The organism is Pantoea sp. BAV 3049 (assembly GCF_009765445.1).
In the GTDB taxonomy this organism is placed as follows: Bacteria; Pseudomonadota; Gammaproteobacteria; order Enterobacterales; family Enterobacteriaceae; genus Erwinia.
This window is the reverse complement of record NZ_WHOY01000031.1, coordinates 3,937,545-3,952,745: the sequence shown is the minus strand read 5'-3', so window position 1 is coordinate 3,952,745 and position 15,201 is coordinate 3,937,545. Positions and strand designations below refer to the sequence as shown.

The following is a 15,201-nucleotide window of genomic DNA, read 5'->3' as shown; positions in this document are numbered from 1 at the left end:
GACTCAGGTTTCACTCACCCACAACTCAGAAGTTCGCGGGTGGCGGTCAGACCCGGTGGTGGCGGGTGTTTGCCGCATGGACGCGGCAATCAAGGCTACATGGACGTATTCACGCCGTCCCGACTGCACCGGGTCTGACCGACACCAATCACTGTGCAGCAGTTGAAAGCGACACCAGCGAATCGCGCGTAATCTCCGCAATAGATTTTGCGCCGGTCAGCGTCATCGCCACCCGCATCTCTTTCTCAAACAGCTCCAGCAGATTCATCACCCCCGCTTCTCCCCCCGCCGCCAGTGCATAGACAAATGCCCTGCCCAGCATCACGCTGTCCGCCCCCAGCGCAATCATCCGCACCACGTCCAGTCCGGTACGGATGCCCGAGTCAGCAAGGATTTTAATATCGCCTTTTACCGCATCCGCAATCGCTGGCAGCGCCCGCGCAGTTGAAAGCACACCGTCCAGCTGCCTGCCACCGTGATTCGACACCACAATGCCATCCGCGCCAAAGCTCACCGCGTCTTTTGCATCCTGCGGATCCAGAATGCCTTTAATGATCATCGGTCCCTTCCAGAACTCCCGGATCCACTCCAGATCTTTCCACGAAATGGAGGGATCGAAGTTCGCACCCAGCCAGCCGATATAATCTTCCAGCGTGGTCGGCTTGCCGCGATAGGCAGACACGTTGCCCAGGTCATGCGGCTTGCCGTTCAGCCCCACGTCCCACGTCCACTGCGGATGCATCACTGCCTGCAGAATGCGGCGCTGCGCCGCATTCGGCCCGCTCATGCCTGAATGGGCATCACGGTAACGCGCGCCGGGAACCGGCATATCCACCGTGAACACCAGCGTTTTCACGCCTGCTGCCTGCGCCCGCTCCAGCGCATTACGCATAAAGCCCCGGTCTTTCAACACGTACAGCTGGAACCACATCGGGCGGTTAATTGCAGGAGCGACTTCTTCGATTGGACAAACGGAAACGGTGGAGAGAGTGAAGGGAATGCCTTTCTTCGCGGCGGCTCTCGCGGCCTGCACTTCGCCACGGCGGGCATACATCCCGGTCAGACCAACCGGTGCCAGCACCACCGGCATCGCCAGCTTTTCATCGAAAAGCGTGGTTTCCAGGCTCAGCTCGGACATGTTGTTAAGGATGCGCTGACGCAGCGCGATGTCGGCTAAATCGGCGGTATTACGACGAAGTGTATGCTCGCTGTAGGCGCCGCCATCAATGTAGTGAAACAGGAAAGGAGGCAGCCTGCGCTTCGCCGCTGCCCGGTAGTCCGTTGAGGCTGAAATGATCATCTGTACACACCTGTTTATGATGCGCTCGCTGGCGAGATCCCTGAGCCAGTACCACAGCGAACACTGGAATGAGCCACCGGGATACTGTCAGGATCCGTCCCGGCGCTCACAAGTACAGGAAGTGTAATCAATAAATCTGGCCGTTACGCTGACCAACGTCTCAACATAAACAACAAACTTGCAACAATATTTGACTCAGCGACGATTACGCACCAGCTGATAACGACGGGTGAGATATTCCACCGGCGCACTCCAGATATGCACCAGACGGCAGAACGGGAACAGCAGGAACAGCGTCATACCCAGCACCATATGTACCCGATAAACCAGCGCCACGCCTTCAAGATGCTGTGCTGCACCGGCCTGGAAGCTGACAACAGCCTGTGCCCAGCCAGCCAGCTTCATCATCTCAGAGCCATCCAGATGCTGAGTGGAGAAGACAATGGTCAACAATCCCAGACTGGCCTGAATGACCAGCAGCGAGAGGATCAGAATATCGCCCACGCTGCTGGTTGCCCGCACGCGCGGGTTGGTCAGACGGCGTTTCAGTAACAATCCTCCACCCACCAGCGTCATCAGCCCGCAAATTCCACCCGCCACCATCGCCAGCATTTGCTTGGCGGCAATCGGCAGGAAGGATTCATATACCCAGTGTGGGGTCAGTAACCCCACAAAATGCCCACCAAAGATGCCAATTATGCCGATGTGGAACAGGTTCGATGCCAGACGCATGCCTTTTTTATCCAGCATCTGGCTGGAACCCGCGCGCCAGCTGTACTGGCCGTAATCATAGCGCAGCCAGCTGCCAATCAGGAACACCGCACCCGCCAGGTACGGATAGATATCGAAAAAGAACAGATTTAGAAAGTGCATAATTAATGTCCTTTGGAACGCTGAGTGGCCTCTGCCACGTCCAGATACTGCGGCACAACCGCTCCGGAAAAACGACGCTGGTGCGCAGCCTGCTGAGCGGAAGTACACCCCTGCTCGCCGAGGAACTTAATCTGCTCCTCTTCCCACACCGCATCCAGCGCGGCAGGCGTGTCGTCACGGGCTTCCTTCTCGACCTGCATCTGCAGCGCATCAGGCTCCACTTCGCTACCCGACAGCGACAGCAGCGCATCAAACAGCACGGCGTACGCGCTCTGACGCTGCTGCAGACGGGCCGCCAGCAGCGCCAGAATCGCAGCACCATGACGACCGGTCAGCAACCAGTAATGTAATTCACGCACCAGTGATTGTTGCAGGATCGGCATTGATGCAGGTCGGGAAAAGAGCTTCATCATGCGCAATAGCACATCCGCCACCTCTTCCTCGGTTTTTTCAACCTGAACCGCCTCCCCTGACTTAGCCTGTGAGGAACTAATCTCAGCCACCAGGCTTTCAATCAGCGCAATATCAAGTTCGAAGACCAACGAGTAGTACGGTGCAGCCGGTGTGGCAATGGTTATCTGGCTTACCGTGGGAACATCCATCGTGATTAACAGCGATTCCCCCGGACCAAAATCAAATGCCAGGCTCCCCATCGCAACGTATTTCCCCCCCTTGCAGGATCACGGCAACCAGCGGCTTAGATATCGCGTATTGCAACTCACCAGGCTGCGTTTCGCGCAGTATCACCAGCCCAGGTATTGGAGTCTGAATAAACGAAGCTTCAGGTGCATGGCTCTCAGCATAGTGCCGGACGACCGTTAAGAGTGGAACATTCATGTTTACAGGAAAAGGTAAGTAAAGAAGTTGAGTTAACTTACCCCCCCCCTCTTATTTCTGACAACAACTCCATTTTAAAACTTATTTATCAAATAATTAAAAAAATAAAAATAAACAGCTTCGCTTCGGAACGTTTTAACACCATCAATGAGCAAAAAAATTTTTGCATGATTAAGCAAAAAACAGCAGGGTTTTAGGTATTCCGCATCGTGTTTAACCGCCTCATTATAGTTGTACACTCAACACGTATAAGGGCAGCAAAATGACATCTGCAAAAATATCTCTGGTCACCGGGGCAAACCGTGGTTTAGGACGTAATACAGCATTAAGTATTGCCCGACATGGCGGCGACGTGATTATCACTTATCGCAGTGATGCAAAAGCAGCGCAGGCGGTGGTGACGGAAATCGAAGCTCTGGGGCAAAAAGCGATCGCGCTTCACCTTGATGTCACGCAATTAGCCTCTTTGAAACATTTCAGTCATGACGTCAGCGCCGCGCTCTCGTCTGTCTGGCATAGAGAGAGTTTTGATCATCTGATCAATAATGCCGGCCAGGGCGTAATGGCTAACTTTAATGAAACGACGGAAGAACAATTCGATGCGCTGTTCAATACGCATGTAAAAGGCGTGTTCTTTCTGACTCAAGCGCTGCTCCCTTTACTGGCAGACGGCGGCCGCATTGTTAACTTCTCAAGCGGTCTGACCCGCGTCTCTTTTCCTGGTTTTTCCGCCTATTCAGCAGCAAAAGGCGCAGTTGAGATCCTTACGCTCTATCTGGCCAAAGAGCTGGGAAGTCGCGGCATCACGGCAAACACCGTCGCACCAGGTGCGATTGAAACTGACTTCCTGGGTGGAGCTGTACGAGATATCCCTGACCTTAACAAGCAGTTCGCAGACATGACCGCACTTGGTCGCGTAGGCGTACCTGATGATATCGGGCCAATGATTGCCTCCCTGCTGGGAACAGATAACCGCTGGGTGAACGCACAAAGAATCGAGGTGTCCGGCGGTCAGACCATCTGAATAAAGGAAGGCGTGGGCATGATTTTCCCCGCCTTCAGCCCACTCAATGACAAGGGAGTGACTCCCCCATGCCGAAAATGAATCTTTACTCGCCTCATGGCACCTTTGATTTAACTGCGCGCCGGATCAGCCTGCGATCTGAGAATACGTAACCTGCACGCTGAATCATGCAGGTTACCGCCCTGACTCTTTTTCCCCGTAAGCCCTTTCAGAGCGCGAGTTTTCTTTGTGGATGCGACGCCGCAAGCTGGCTTCCCTGGCCGAAGATTTTTTCCCGCAGCGTGCCTTCCTTATATTCCTTTTGAGCAAGGCCGCGCTTTTGCAATACGGGCACCACATGCTCAACCCATTCATCCCACCAGCCCAGTGTGGTGACCGGAACCACGTTAAAGCCATCGACGCCTGCGTCGGCAAATGCCTGCACCTTATCGGCAATTTGCTCTGGCGTTCCGGCAAAACGTCCTGGCAATAAGGCATGTTGCAGCAGATACTCACGCCACGTCAGATCCCTGCCCTGACCGTAATCCGCATCCACCGCGATACGGAATTTCGAGCGCATATGCTGGCTGAACTGTTCACGTCGGCTCAGCTCTTTCAATGGCGTATCGGGATCGATGCTGGAGAGATCAATCCCGGAGCCACCGCTGTAAAAGCCCTGCAGGGCATTGATATCAATATTATCGAACAGGTATTGCTGCTTGCGCTTTGCCTCTTCCTCAGTTGAGCCAATCACCGTAGAGAGCATCACCAGCTTTTTAAGATCTTCCGGCCTGCGCCCATAATCCACCACATCCTGATTTAAAATCGCGATGTCCTTTTTCGCCGTTTCCGGGGTTTGAGACGGCAGGAAAGTCACCTCCGCATTGCGCGCCGCAAAGCGTCGGCCCGCCTCTGAGTTTCCGGCCTGGAACAGTACCGGGCTGCGCTGAGGCGAAGGCTCGACAATATGCGGCCCCTCAACGCTGTAGCGTTTTCCAACGTGGTTAATCTTATGGATTTTGTCGGCGTCGAAAAAACGATTGGTCGCCGGGTCGTGCAGCACCGCGCCCTCTTCCCATGACAGCTCCCACAGCTTGTATGCGACGTCGAGGTACTCCTGCGCCCACTCATAACGCTCGTCGTGTGGCACGATCTCATCAAAACCGTAATTACGGAACCCGTTGGATAAATAGGAGGTAACGATATTCCAGCCTACCCGCCCGTGGGTAAATTCATCCAGCGACGATATCTGCCTGGCAAAGGAGAAAGGATGCGCCTGGATAACGTTACTGGTGACCACGATGCCGAGATGTTCAGTCGCCAGACCCAGCGCCGAAGTGATGGTAATCGGGTCCGGTTCCGGAAACTGCGTTCCCGCCTGAATAGTGGTTTTGCCATCGCCATAATCCAGGTCATAGACACCGACCACGTCAGCAATAAACAGCGTATCGAACAGCCCTTTCTCCAGCGTTTTAACCGTTTTGACGTAAGCATCGAGTTGGTTATAGCCGTACTGCACCTGCCCTTCCGGGGTGCGCCAGTAGCCGTGGCTGTGATGATTCGGGGTCAGGTGTAAAAAACCGTTATAAATAAGTTCACGTGACATCATTACTCCATTTTTCAGTAATCAAGCGAAACTGACCGCTTTCAGCCGCGGCAGCGAGTTGAGCAATTTCCGGGTATAGGGATGGCGCGGGTGATAAAAGACCTCATCGGCTTCGCCCTGCTCTACCGCCACGCCGTTTTGCATCACCAGTACCCGGTCACTCATATGGTGAATAACCCCCAGATCGTGGGAAATAAAGAGGTAGCTGACGCCCAGGTGCGTCTGCAGGTCTGCCAACAGATCGAGGATCTGCGCCTGCACCGAAACATCCAGCGCGGAAACGGCTTCATCAAGGATGATCAGCTCGGGACGGGTGGCGATAGCCCGCGCAATGGCGACTCGCTGCCGCTGTCCACCGGACAGGCGTGCAGGCCACTGCTCCAGATGCTCCGGGCCAAGCCCCACGGCCGCCAGCAGGCTTACCGCACTGTCCCGCAAAGACTGCCCCTTGCCAGGCTGCCCGAGGGCAATCGCATCATAAAGAATGTCTGAAACCCGCCAGCGCGGATCGAATGAGGATAAGGGGTCCTGATAAACCACCGAGATATAACGACGGATTTCCCGCTGCGCCGCGGGAGAAGCGTTGCTCCACGGCTGCCCACGGAAGAGGATCTCGCCGCTGTCAGGCTGCTCAAGAGAGAGGGCAATCCGCGAAAGCGTTGTCTTCCCCGATCCCGATTCCCCAACGATCCCCAACGTTTCCCCTCTTCGCAGGCTGAAAGAGACATCATCCACGACCGTGCGAAGCTGGCGATCCGGCCCACGAAATTGCTTAATAATATGGCGGGCCTCAAGCAGCAGTTCTGGCTGCTCCGTTGCTGAGCGATGGGTAAACAGCGGCGTTGTGGCAAGCTGTTCACTGGCCGAAAGCCGTTGCCCTCTGGTGTGTTCACTGGGGATAGCGTTGATCAGCGCCTGAGTGTAGGGATGGCGTGGCCGCTGAAGCACCTCTTCCGCGCTACCGGCCTCCACGATGGCGCCGCCCTGCATCACCAGAATCTGGTCAGCAATTTTCGCCACCACCGCGAGATCGTGGCTGATCAGGATCACGCTGGTGCCGCGATCCAGCATCTGCCTGAGCACGTCCAGCACCTGAGCCTGCACGGTGACGTCCAGCGCGGTGGTGGGCTCATCAGCAATCAGCACGTCGGGATGCAGTGCAATCGCCGAGGCGATAAGCGCCCGCTGTCGCAGCCCGCCGGAAAGCTCTCCGGGACGCTGTTTTGCCCGCAGATGCGGCTCTGGAACGCCGACCTCATTAAGCAGCGAAAGCACCTTCTCTTCCCGGTCGATGCGCGTGCCCCAACTGTGCACGGACAGCGCTTCGGCAATCTCTTTCCCGACCGGCCGTAACGGGTCAAGGGACACCAGCGCATCCTGCAAAATAAAACCGATTTTTCTCCCCCGCACCGACTGCCACCAGTCGTCACTGCGGTTGAGCAATGTTTCCCCTTCCAGAGTCAGGATGTCGGCCTCCACGCTGAGCTGGTCGCCCGCCAGCCCCACCAGCGACCTGGCCGTCACGCTCTTGCCCGATCCGGACTCTCCGACCAGCGCCACACACTGACCGCGAAAAAGATCCAGATCGATATCTTTCACAATATGCCGACGCCCGCCCTGATTGCCGTACCAGACGTTCAGGCCACGAACTTCAATCACCTTACCCTTGGTGTTCATTATTGCTGTCCTCCTTCAGAGCGCTGTTGTACGTAACGGCCAATCTGGGTAAATGAGAGCGCGACCAGCACAATGGCGATGCCTGGCAACACTTCCAGCCACCACGCCACCGTCACATTAATCTTGCCCGCCTCAAGCAAGGCTCCCCATTCAGGGGAAGGCGGGACCACGCCCAGTCCGAGAAACGACAGTCCGGAAGCCCACACCACCGACTGACCGATACCCAGCGCCACCAGCGAGGAGAGCGGCCGGAAGACGTTAGGCACGATATGCTGCAAAAAGAGTTTCTGCGACGAATGCCCCAGCGCTCTGGCCGCTTCGACATAGCCGGAACCTTTGACCTTCAGCGCCTGCGCCCGCACCAGGCGCGCATAGCCCGGTGCAGTGCCAATGCCGACCGAGATCAGCAAACTGCTGGCCGAGGGGCCAAGCAGCGCCACGAACAGCAAAGCCAGCAGCAGAGTGGGAAAGGCCAGCAGGATCTCCAGCAGCCGGTTAACCGGCCCGGCAATCCAGCGGGGTGCCAGCGCGGCGGTAAAGCCGAAGACGATCGCCCCGGCTAAAGCGATGGCCATCGCTCCCATCCCAATCAGCAATGACGGGCGGGTTCCCCATATGATCCGGCTGTAGAGATCGCGACCAATATCGTCGGTACCAAGCCAGTGCTGTGCGGAAGGCCCCTGCAATGCGTGATATAAATCGGTGCTGAAAGGGTCATGGGTTGCCAGCAGCGCAGGCGCAACCGCCGCCACAATAAAGAGCAGCGCCAGCAGTGTTGAAAGCAAAACCGGGAATGGTGTCCTGCCAATCGCCGGGAAAAAATGGCGCAAGGCTGACGGTTTCGCCGTTGTGCCTGCATAGTCAGAGGAATGTGTCGTCATGATCTGCCTCGCAATCTGGGATCGACGATCAGATAGATCACATCGACCAGCAGGTTAATGATGATGTAGAGAAAACTGATCAGCACCACGATGCCGGAGACCAGCGCAAAATCTTTGTTGCTGACCGCGTTGACCAGCACATTGCCCAGCCCCGGGCGGGCAAAAACCGCCTCTACCAGCACCGCGCCGGAGAGCAGATTCCCGATGGCCCAGCCGCTGAGGGTGATTGCCGGGATCAGCGCATGGCGCAGAACGTGTAAAAGCCTGACACTTCGCAGGCTCATACCACGAGCGCGCGCCGAGAGAACAAAGGGCTCCTGCATGCTGCGTTCAAACTCATCGCGCAGGGAGTGACCGATAAAACCGGCCAGGGGAATAGCCAGCGTGACGGCCGGTAAAACGATGCCTGTCAGGCTGGAACCGCCCACCACAGGGAACCAGCGCAGGCCGATGGCGAACACAATCAGCAGCAGGATGCCGATCCAGTACTGTGGCAGCCCGGCCATGATCGTCTCAACAGCGGAGCCAAAGGCACTCAGTCGTCTGCCACGTCCAGCCGTCAGCAGAGTCCAGGGAATCGCAATGATCCACGCCAGCAGCAGCGAACTTATTGCCAGGGTAAAGGTCGGCACCAGCTGTTCAACAATGACGTGCGCTACCGGACGCTGCAGCTCAAACGAAAGACCAAAATTTCCGTGCAGCAGCTGCCAGAAATACCGGAGATACTGCTCGCCAATCGGCTGGTCGAAACCGTACAGGGCATTGATTGGTGCCAGCTCCTGCGGAGTCCGTTCGATCACCTGCCCGGAAGTGATATTAAGCAAGATGGTGGCGCGATCGCCGGGCAGAACGGACAGCACAATAAACGTCACCGTTATCGTTCCCCACAGCACAAAAAGGGCTGACGCGATACGTACGGCAAGCATTCGTAGCAGGCCGCTGACTCCGCTGTACGGTTGGCTGCCACTCGCCGTTCGGCTGCGCCTGGTGAGCCCGGAAGAGACTTCAGTCATGGCTTCTCCTTCACGAAATAAGCATCATTGAAATTCAACAGTCCGTTGCCCTGGTCCTGCCACAGCCCATTGACGTGATGGGCTACGGCGACGTTATAGGTGAAGTTGTAACCCCCGATGGCGATGGCCTGGTCGTCGAACCACTGCTGCAGCACGGCAAATTTCTGCTGGCGCAGCGCCGGGTCCGGCTCGCGTTGGGCATCGAGGATCCGGGCTTCAATTTTGGGGTTATTGAAAAAGCTGGTGTTATTGCCATTGAATGCGCCGTTCAGCGCGTGGTTGTAAACGATGTCCAGAATGGACGGGGAAGGCCAGACCCAGTAGCCAAAGCTGATCTCTTTGTCCGCTGGCTGAGAGAGTGCTCCGGCAAAACCTTCGGTCTGCGTCAGCGGCAGCAGATCAAGTTTGATCCCCACCTGCTTCACCTGATCCTGCACCGCCTGCAGCATCAGCGCCCCTTCCTGGTCGATAATCGCCTGGATATAGGGCAGGCGACCTTCCAGCCTTTTCCCGTCTTTCAGCCGGTAACCTTCAGCATCCCGACCGGTCCAGCCCGCGTCATTAAGCAGTTGGTTAGCTTTGGCCACGTTCAGGGAGTAGCGGTCATCAACATTGAGATAGAGCGGCGTGGTTTTACTCAGAGAACCGTTGCCTTCATATGGCACTGCGCCTTTGAACACCGTTTTGATAATCTGTTTACGATCAATGGCATAAGCAAAAGCCTGCCGCACGCGCTGGTCAGTGAAAGGCCCCCGCTGCACGTTGAACGAGAAAGCCTGCGGCCGCCCGGTCGCCACATAGGAGAGCGTCTGATATTCACGCTGCAGGGTTTTCCACTGCGCGGAAGGCGGCTGGTAAATGACATCCGCCCCGCCGCTGATCAACGCTCCCCAGCGGGTGGTGGCATCGGGGACAAACTTCCACTGCAGGTGCTTGATATACGCCGGGCCGTTGTGGTGCGCATTGGGAGGAGCCCAGTGATAATCATCATTACGCACAAAATCGATCTCCTCCCCGCGTGACCACCTGACGACTTTCCACGGACCCGTTCCGACCGGCTTCAAACACTTCTGTTCGCTGGTATTATGTGCCAGCGAATAAGGAGACTGAAAACCGTAATGGCCGTTGGCGAGAATGTTATATATTTCCGGATTAGGTTCGGTCAGATGCAGGGCCACGGTATAATCATCAATCCGCGTAAAACCGCTCATATAAGTGAAGCCGTGCCAGCCAATTCCTTTCTGCCAGGCAGAATAATTAGCCACCACCGCATCGGCATTAAATTTATCGCCATCGGTAAATTTCACATCTTTGCGCAGATGGAAAATAATGGTCTTGCGATCTTTTGATTCTTCCCAACGGGTCGCCAGCCACGGGCGAATATGGCCGTTATCATAACTGACCAGATAATCAAAAACCTGACGTGATAAATAGGCCTGCTGAACCCAGCCGCCCCACAGGCAGGGAGGCTCCTGCTCATGCAAATAGAGTAGTGTGCCGCCGTCAGAGGAGCGTTGCTGAGCGGTTTCTGCCATGGCCTGAGCACCCAGGCAGAGCGTAATGGTCGCCAGGATTATGTTAAGCCCTGTTTTGCGCATAAGAAGCATAGTGATGTCGATTTCCCTTGTAACAGCCAAACCCGCCCCTGCCTGGTTATACAGAGAAAGGGGAAGAATGAAGAAGTAACATTTTTAGAATATAAAACGATTAACATGCCAGGAATGCAGGTGGCAAATATCAATACTGAGAGTCATTATGAGAAACACAGATAACCACGATTATATAGCCAGCCTTAATTAGCTTATAACTTATTAACGTTACCATTATTAAACGCATCGTGTTACATCATCATATTAATACAAATCGTATAACTTCCATTTTAATTAACCAATCAGGGCCACGTAATGTCACAATTTGAGTCAGCCTGGGGATCCGCGCCTTCAGCAAATTATGAATACCTCGCCGAACGATTCCGTCCTTTATTCGCCCGCATCCGGGAAGGTGCAATAGAACGGGAATTACAGCATCAGCTGCCTTTTGAACAAATTGAGTGGCTGAAAAAGAGTGGCTTCACCGCACTCAGGGTGCCGCAACAGTACGGCGGCAGCGGCATCACGCTGCCCGAGCTGTTTAATTTGCTGACCGAGCTGGGCGAGGCAGATTCCAATCTGGTGCAGTCAATTCGCGGCCATCTTGGCTTTGTGGAGAACGTGCTGAACAGCGAAGACAGCCAGCGCCGTGAGAAATGGCTGCCGCTGTTGGGCAGAGGCGAGATTGTCGGCCCGGCCTGGAGCGAAGCTGGCGACACAAAACAGCAGGCGTTCTCCACCAGGATTCAGCCAACCGGCAACCAATGGCGTCTTGATGGTAAAAAGTTCTATACCACCGGCTCGCTCTATTCCGACTGGATTGATGTCGGCCTCACCGATGAAAAAGGAGAGACAGTCGCGGTTACCGTTTCCCGTACTGCACCAGGCGTCAGCGTGATTGATGACTGGAATGGCTTTGGTCAGACACTGACGGCCAGCGGCACGGCTATCTTCGACAACGTCCTTCTCGGCGAGAATGAAATCTACACGGAGAACAAGTTCAGGTATGCGCCCGCCTTTTACCAGCTGATCCATCTGGCTACGCTGGCGGGCATTGGCCGGGCGCAGAGCGGTGAACTGGCCAGCCTGGTCGCGGCACGTAAGCGCACCTACAGCATTGGCAACGGCCCCCGTGTCGCTCAGGATCCGCAAATTCTGCAGGTTGTGGGGCGGGTTCGCGGAGCGGCTTACGCCAGCGGAGCCATCGTGCAGAAAAGCGCCGAGGCGCTGCAACTCGCGTTTAATGCCCGCTTACAGGGGGATGAACAGCAGGAGACGCAGGTGAATGCCATCGCTGAACTGGAAGTCTCTCAGTCGCTGAATGTGGTGACCGATCTGATCCTCAACGCCACCACCATCGTCTTCGATGCGCTGGGCGCTTCCGCCACGCTCAGACCTCTGGCACTGGACCGTTTCTGGCGTAATGCGCGCACCCTTTCCTCACATAATCCGCGCATCTATAAAGACCGCATCGTGGGAGATTTTGCCGTGAACGGCACGCTGCCGCCGCCCCAGTGGCGTATTGGTGTTGCTGATAAAGGCTAAATTAGCCAACTTCTTCATTCGCACTGCAACCCGCAGCAAATTGCGAGCCAGCACGTAAAGCGGGATGAAAAGCGCGCGGCAGTGTCCGCGCTTGTTTTCCTGTCAGGCAGAGTCCGTTATCATTGAGTTCACGTGACCTTCAGATCAGAACAATAACCGTCACGATAAAACTGACACTCAACGAAATGGACCTCATTACGCCATGAGCACAACTGACAACCTTTCCTCGCATACCCCAATGATGCAGCAGTACCTTCGCCTGAAGTCGGAGCACCCGGAAATCCTGTTGTTCTATCGTATGGGGGATTTCTACGAGCTGTTTTATGACGATGCGAAGCGCGCCTCCCAACTGCTGGAAATCTCGCTGACCAAACGCGGTGCCTCGGCGGGTGAGCCGATCCCGATGGCCGGTGTGCCTTATCACGCGGTGGAGAACTATCTTGCCAAGCTGGTGCAGTTAGGGGAATCGGTGGCGATCTGTGAGCAGATTGGCGATCCGGCGCTCAGCAAAGGCCCGGTAGAGCGTAAAGTCGTCCGTATCGTCACCCCCGGCACCATCAGTGATGAAGCCCTGTTGCAGGAGCGCCAGGATAACCTGCTGGCGGCTATCTGGCAGGGTGCGCGCGGCTTTGGCTATGCCACGCTGGATATCAGCTCCGGCCGCTTTCGGCTGGCTGAACCTGGCGACCTGGATACCATGGCGGCAGAGCTGCAGCGCACTAATCCGGCGGAGCTGCTCTACTCTGAAGACCTGGCGGCGATGTCGCTGATTGAAAACCGCCGTGGGCTGCGTCGTCGTCCGCTGTGGGAATTTGAAGTGGATACCGCCCGCCAGCAGCTGAATCTGCAATTTGGTACCCGCGATCTCAGCGGCTTTGGCGTGGAGCAGGCCCAACTGGCGCTGCGTGCGGCAGGCTGCCTGCTGCAGTATGTCAAAGATACCCAGCGCACTTCCCTGCCGCATATCCGTTCGCTGACCATGGAGCGCCAGCAGGACGGCATCATTATGGATGCCGCCACCCGCCGCAATCTGGAGATCACCCAGAATCTGGCCGGGGGTATTGAAAACACCCTCGCCTCGGTGCTGGATAAAACCGTCACGCCGATGGGCAGCCGTATGCTCAAGCGCTGGCTGCATATGCCCGTGCGTGATGCAGCAACCATTGTAAACCGTCAACAGAGCATCGGCTCGCTGCAGGATTTCTCCGCCGAAATCAGCCCCCTGCTGCGTCAGGTCGGCGATCTGGAACGTATCCTGGCAAGGCTGGCATTGCGCACTGCCCGGCCACGCGACCTGGCGAGAATGCGCCACGCTTTCCAGCAGTTGCCACAGCTGGATGCCATGCTGGTGGATAACACCACGCCGCACCTGCAAACGCTGCGTCAGCAGATGGGCCAGTTCGAAGAACTGCGCGAGTTGCTGGAACGGGCCATTGTCGAAACGCCTCCGGTGCTGGTGCGTGACGGCGGCGTGATTGCGCCCGGCTACAACGAAGAGCTGGACGAGTGGCGCGCGCTGGCCGATGGCGCAACGGATTACCTTGACCGCCTGGAGATCCGCGAGCGTGAAAAGCTGGGGCTGGATACACTGAAGGTCGGCTTCAATGCGATACATGGCTATTATATTCAGGTCAGCCGGGGGCAAAGCCATCAGGTGCCAATCCACTACGTCCGCCGTCAGACGCTGAAAAATGCCGAACGCTACATCATTCCGGAGCTGAAAGAGTACGAAGACAAAGTGCTTACCTCGAAGGGCAAAGCGCTGGCGCTGGAAAAGGCGATGTATGAAGAGCTGTTCGATCTGCTGCTGCCCCATCTGGAGGCCCTGCAACTCAGCGCGGCATCGCTGGCCGAACTGGACGTACTGTCGAATCTGGCAGAGCGTGCGTGGACGCTGAACTACAACTGCCCGACCCTGAGCGACAAACCGGGCATTAAGCTGACCGGCGGCCGCCATCCGGTGGTTGAACAGGTGCTGAAAGAGCCGTTTATCGCCAACCCGCTGTCGCTGTCTCCGCAGCGGCGGATGCTGGTGATCACCGGGCCGAACATGGGCGGTAAAAGTACCTATATGCGTCAGGCCGCACTGATTACGCTGATGGCGTATATCGGCAGCTATGTGCCGGCGGATGAAGCAGTGATTGGTCCGGTGGATCGCATCTTTACCCGCGTTGGCGCAGCGGACGATCTGGCTTCCGGCCGCTCAACCTTTATGGTGGAGATGACCGAAACCGCCAATATTCTGCATAACGCCACCGAATACAGCCTGGTGCTGATGGATGAAATTGGCCGCGGAACCTCAACTTATGACGGCCTGTCGCTGGCCTGGGCCTGCGCGGAGAGCCTGGCGAACCGCATCAAAGCGATGACGCTGTTTGCCACCCACTACTTCGAGCTGACCACCCTGCCGGAGAAAATGGAAGGCGTGGCGAACGTGCATCTGGATGCAATTGAGCACGGCGACACCATCGCCTTTATGCACAGCGTGCAGGAAGGCGCAGCCAGCAAGAGTTACGGTCTGGCCGTCGCGGCGCTGGCTGGCGTGCCGAAAGAGGTGATCAGGCGGGCACGACAGAAACTGAAAGAGCTGGAAACCGTCTCAGGCAACGCCGCGGCCACCAAAGCGGATGGGCCACAGCTGCCCCTGCTGGCAGAAGATACGTCGCCAGCCGTTGAAGCTCTGGAAGCGCTGGATCCTGACTCTCTCTCACCGCGACAGGCGCTGGAGTGGATTTACCGCCTCAAGTCGCTGGTCTGACCGTAAACCGTTGCTTAACCCCCTTCAGGCCTGCGCTTATCATGCAGGCCGCTTTCCCGTCGATGGAACCATTCTCCCCGGCCAGCCACGTAATGACTGAGATAAAGCGTTCAGTCCGG

At 56.5% G+C, this 15,201-nt stretch carries 10 protein-coding genes and 1 pseudogene; 3 read left to right on the top strand and 8 right to left on the bottom strand.

The annotated features are described in order from the left end of the window. Nucleotides 1–148: 148 nt before the first annotated feature. The 3 genes and pseudogenes from lldD to GSQ70_RS19455 form a co-directional block, all read right to left on the bottom strand. The gene (gene lldD / locus GSQ70_RS19465; protein ID WP_158784079.1) at nt 149–1,300 is read right to left on the bottom strand and encodes an FMN-dependent L-lactate dehydrogenase LldD; all 1,152 of its coding nucleotides are present in this window, start codon (nt 1,298–1,300) and stop codon (nt 149–151) included. 195 nt (nt 1,301–1,495) lie between these two features. Beyond that, the gene (gene narI / locus GSQ70_RS19460) at nt 1,496–2,173 is read right to left on the bottom strand and encodes a respiratory nitrate reductase subunit gamma (RefSeq protein ID WP_158784078.1); all 678 of its coding nucleotides are present in this window, start codon (nt 2,171–2,173) and stop codon (nt 1,496–1,498) included. A 2-nt stretch (nt 2,174–2,175) separates the two neighbouring features. Further along, nucleotides 2,176–2,838: pseudogene (locus tag GSQ70_RS19455) on the bottom strand (AraC family transcriptional regulator N-terminal domain-containing protein); the annotation flags it as partial. Nucleotides 2,839–3,272: 434 nt separating this feature from the next. On the opposite strand from GSQ70_RS19455, the gene GSQ70_RS19450 reads away from it, so the two are divergent. After that, nucleotides 3,273–4,034 carry an SDR family NAD(P)-dependent oxidoreductase gene (locus GSQ70_RS19450; RefSeq protein ID WP_158784076.1) on the top strand — a complete coding sequence of 254 codons (762 nt, stop codon included), beginning with the start codon at nt 3,273–3,275 and terminating at the stop codon, nt 4,032–4,034. A 208-nt stretch (nt 4,035–4,242) separates the two neighbouring features. Here the strand turns inward: GSQ70_RS19450 and GSQ70_RS19445 are convergent, their stop codons facing one another. From GSQ70_RS19445 to GSQ70_RS19425, 5 genes are read right to left on the bottom strand one after another with little or no spacing between them, the layout of a single operon-like run. Next, on the bottom strand, nt 4,243–5,619 hold the full coding sequence (locus tag GSQ70_RS19445; protein WP_158784075.1) for an NtaA/DmoA family FMN-dependent monooxygenase: 1,377 nt from the start codon (nt 5,617–5,619) through the stop codon (nt 4,243–4,245). A 21-nt stretch (nt 5,620–5,640) separates the two neighbouring features. Further along, entirely contained in the window at nt 5,641–7,296 is a 1,656-nt protein-coding gene (locus tag GSQ70_RS19440) for an ABC transporter ATP-binding protein (protein WP_158784074.1), read from the bottom strand. Beyond that, nucleotides 7,296–8,177, bottom strand: coding sequence for an ABC transporter permease (locus GSQ70_RS19435; RefSeq protein WP_158784073.1), 882 nt, complete (start codon nt 8,175–8,177; stop codon nt 7,296–7,298). Before GSQ70_RS19435 ends, GSQ70_RS19440 begins: the two co-directional genes overlap by 1 nt. Then, the gene (locus GSQ70_RS19430) at nt 8,174–9,190 is read right to left on the bottom strand and encodes an ABC transporter permease (RefSeq protein ID WP_158784072.1); all 1,017 of its coding nucleotides are present in this window, start codon (nt 9,188–9,190) and stop codon (nt 8,174–8,176) included. Before GSQ70_RS19430 ends, GSQ70_RS19435 begins: the two co-directional genes overlap by 4 nt. Continuing rightward, nucleotides 9,187–10,827: an ABC transporter substrate-binding protein gene (locus tag GSQ70_RS19425; RefSeq protein WP_233268366.1), complete on the bottom strand. Its 1,641-nt coding sequence runs from the start codon at nt 10,825–10,827 to the stop codon at nt 9,187–9,189. The genes GSQ70_RS19430 and GSQ70_RS19425 overlap by 4 nt, the downstream gene beginning before the upstream one ends. Nucleotides 10,828–11,094: 267 nt before the next feature. Between GSQ70_RS19425 and GSQ70_RS19420 the strand changes: the two genes are divergently transcribed. Both GSQ70_RS19420 and mutS read left to right on the top strand, forming a co-directional pair. Continuing rightward, the gene (locus GSQ70_RS19420) at nt 11,095–12,324 is read left to right on the top strand and encodes an acyl-CoA dehydrogenase family protein (protein ID WP_158784071.1); all 1,230 of its coding nucleotides are present in this window, start codon (nt 11,095–11,097) and stop codon (nt 12,322–12,324) included. Between the two features lie 202 nt (nt 12,325–12,526). Further along, entirely contained in the window at nt 12,527–15,082 is a 2,556-nt protein-coding gene (mutS, locus tag GSQ70_RS19415; protein ID WP_158784070.1) for a DNA mismatch repair protein MutS, read from the top strand. The last annotated feature ends 119 nt before the right edge of the window (nt 15,083–15,201 follow it).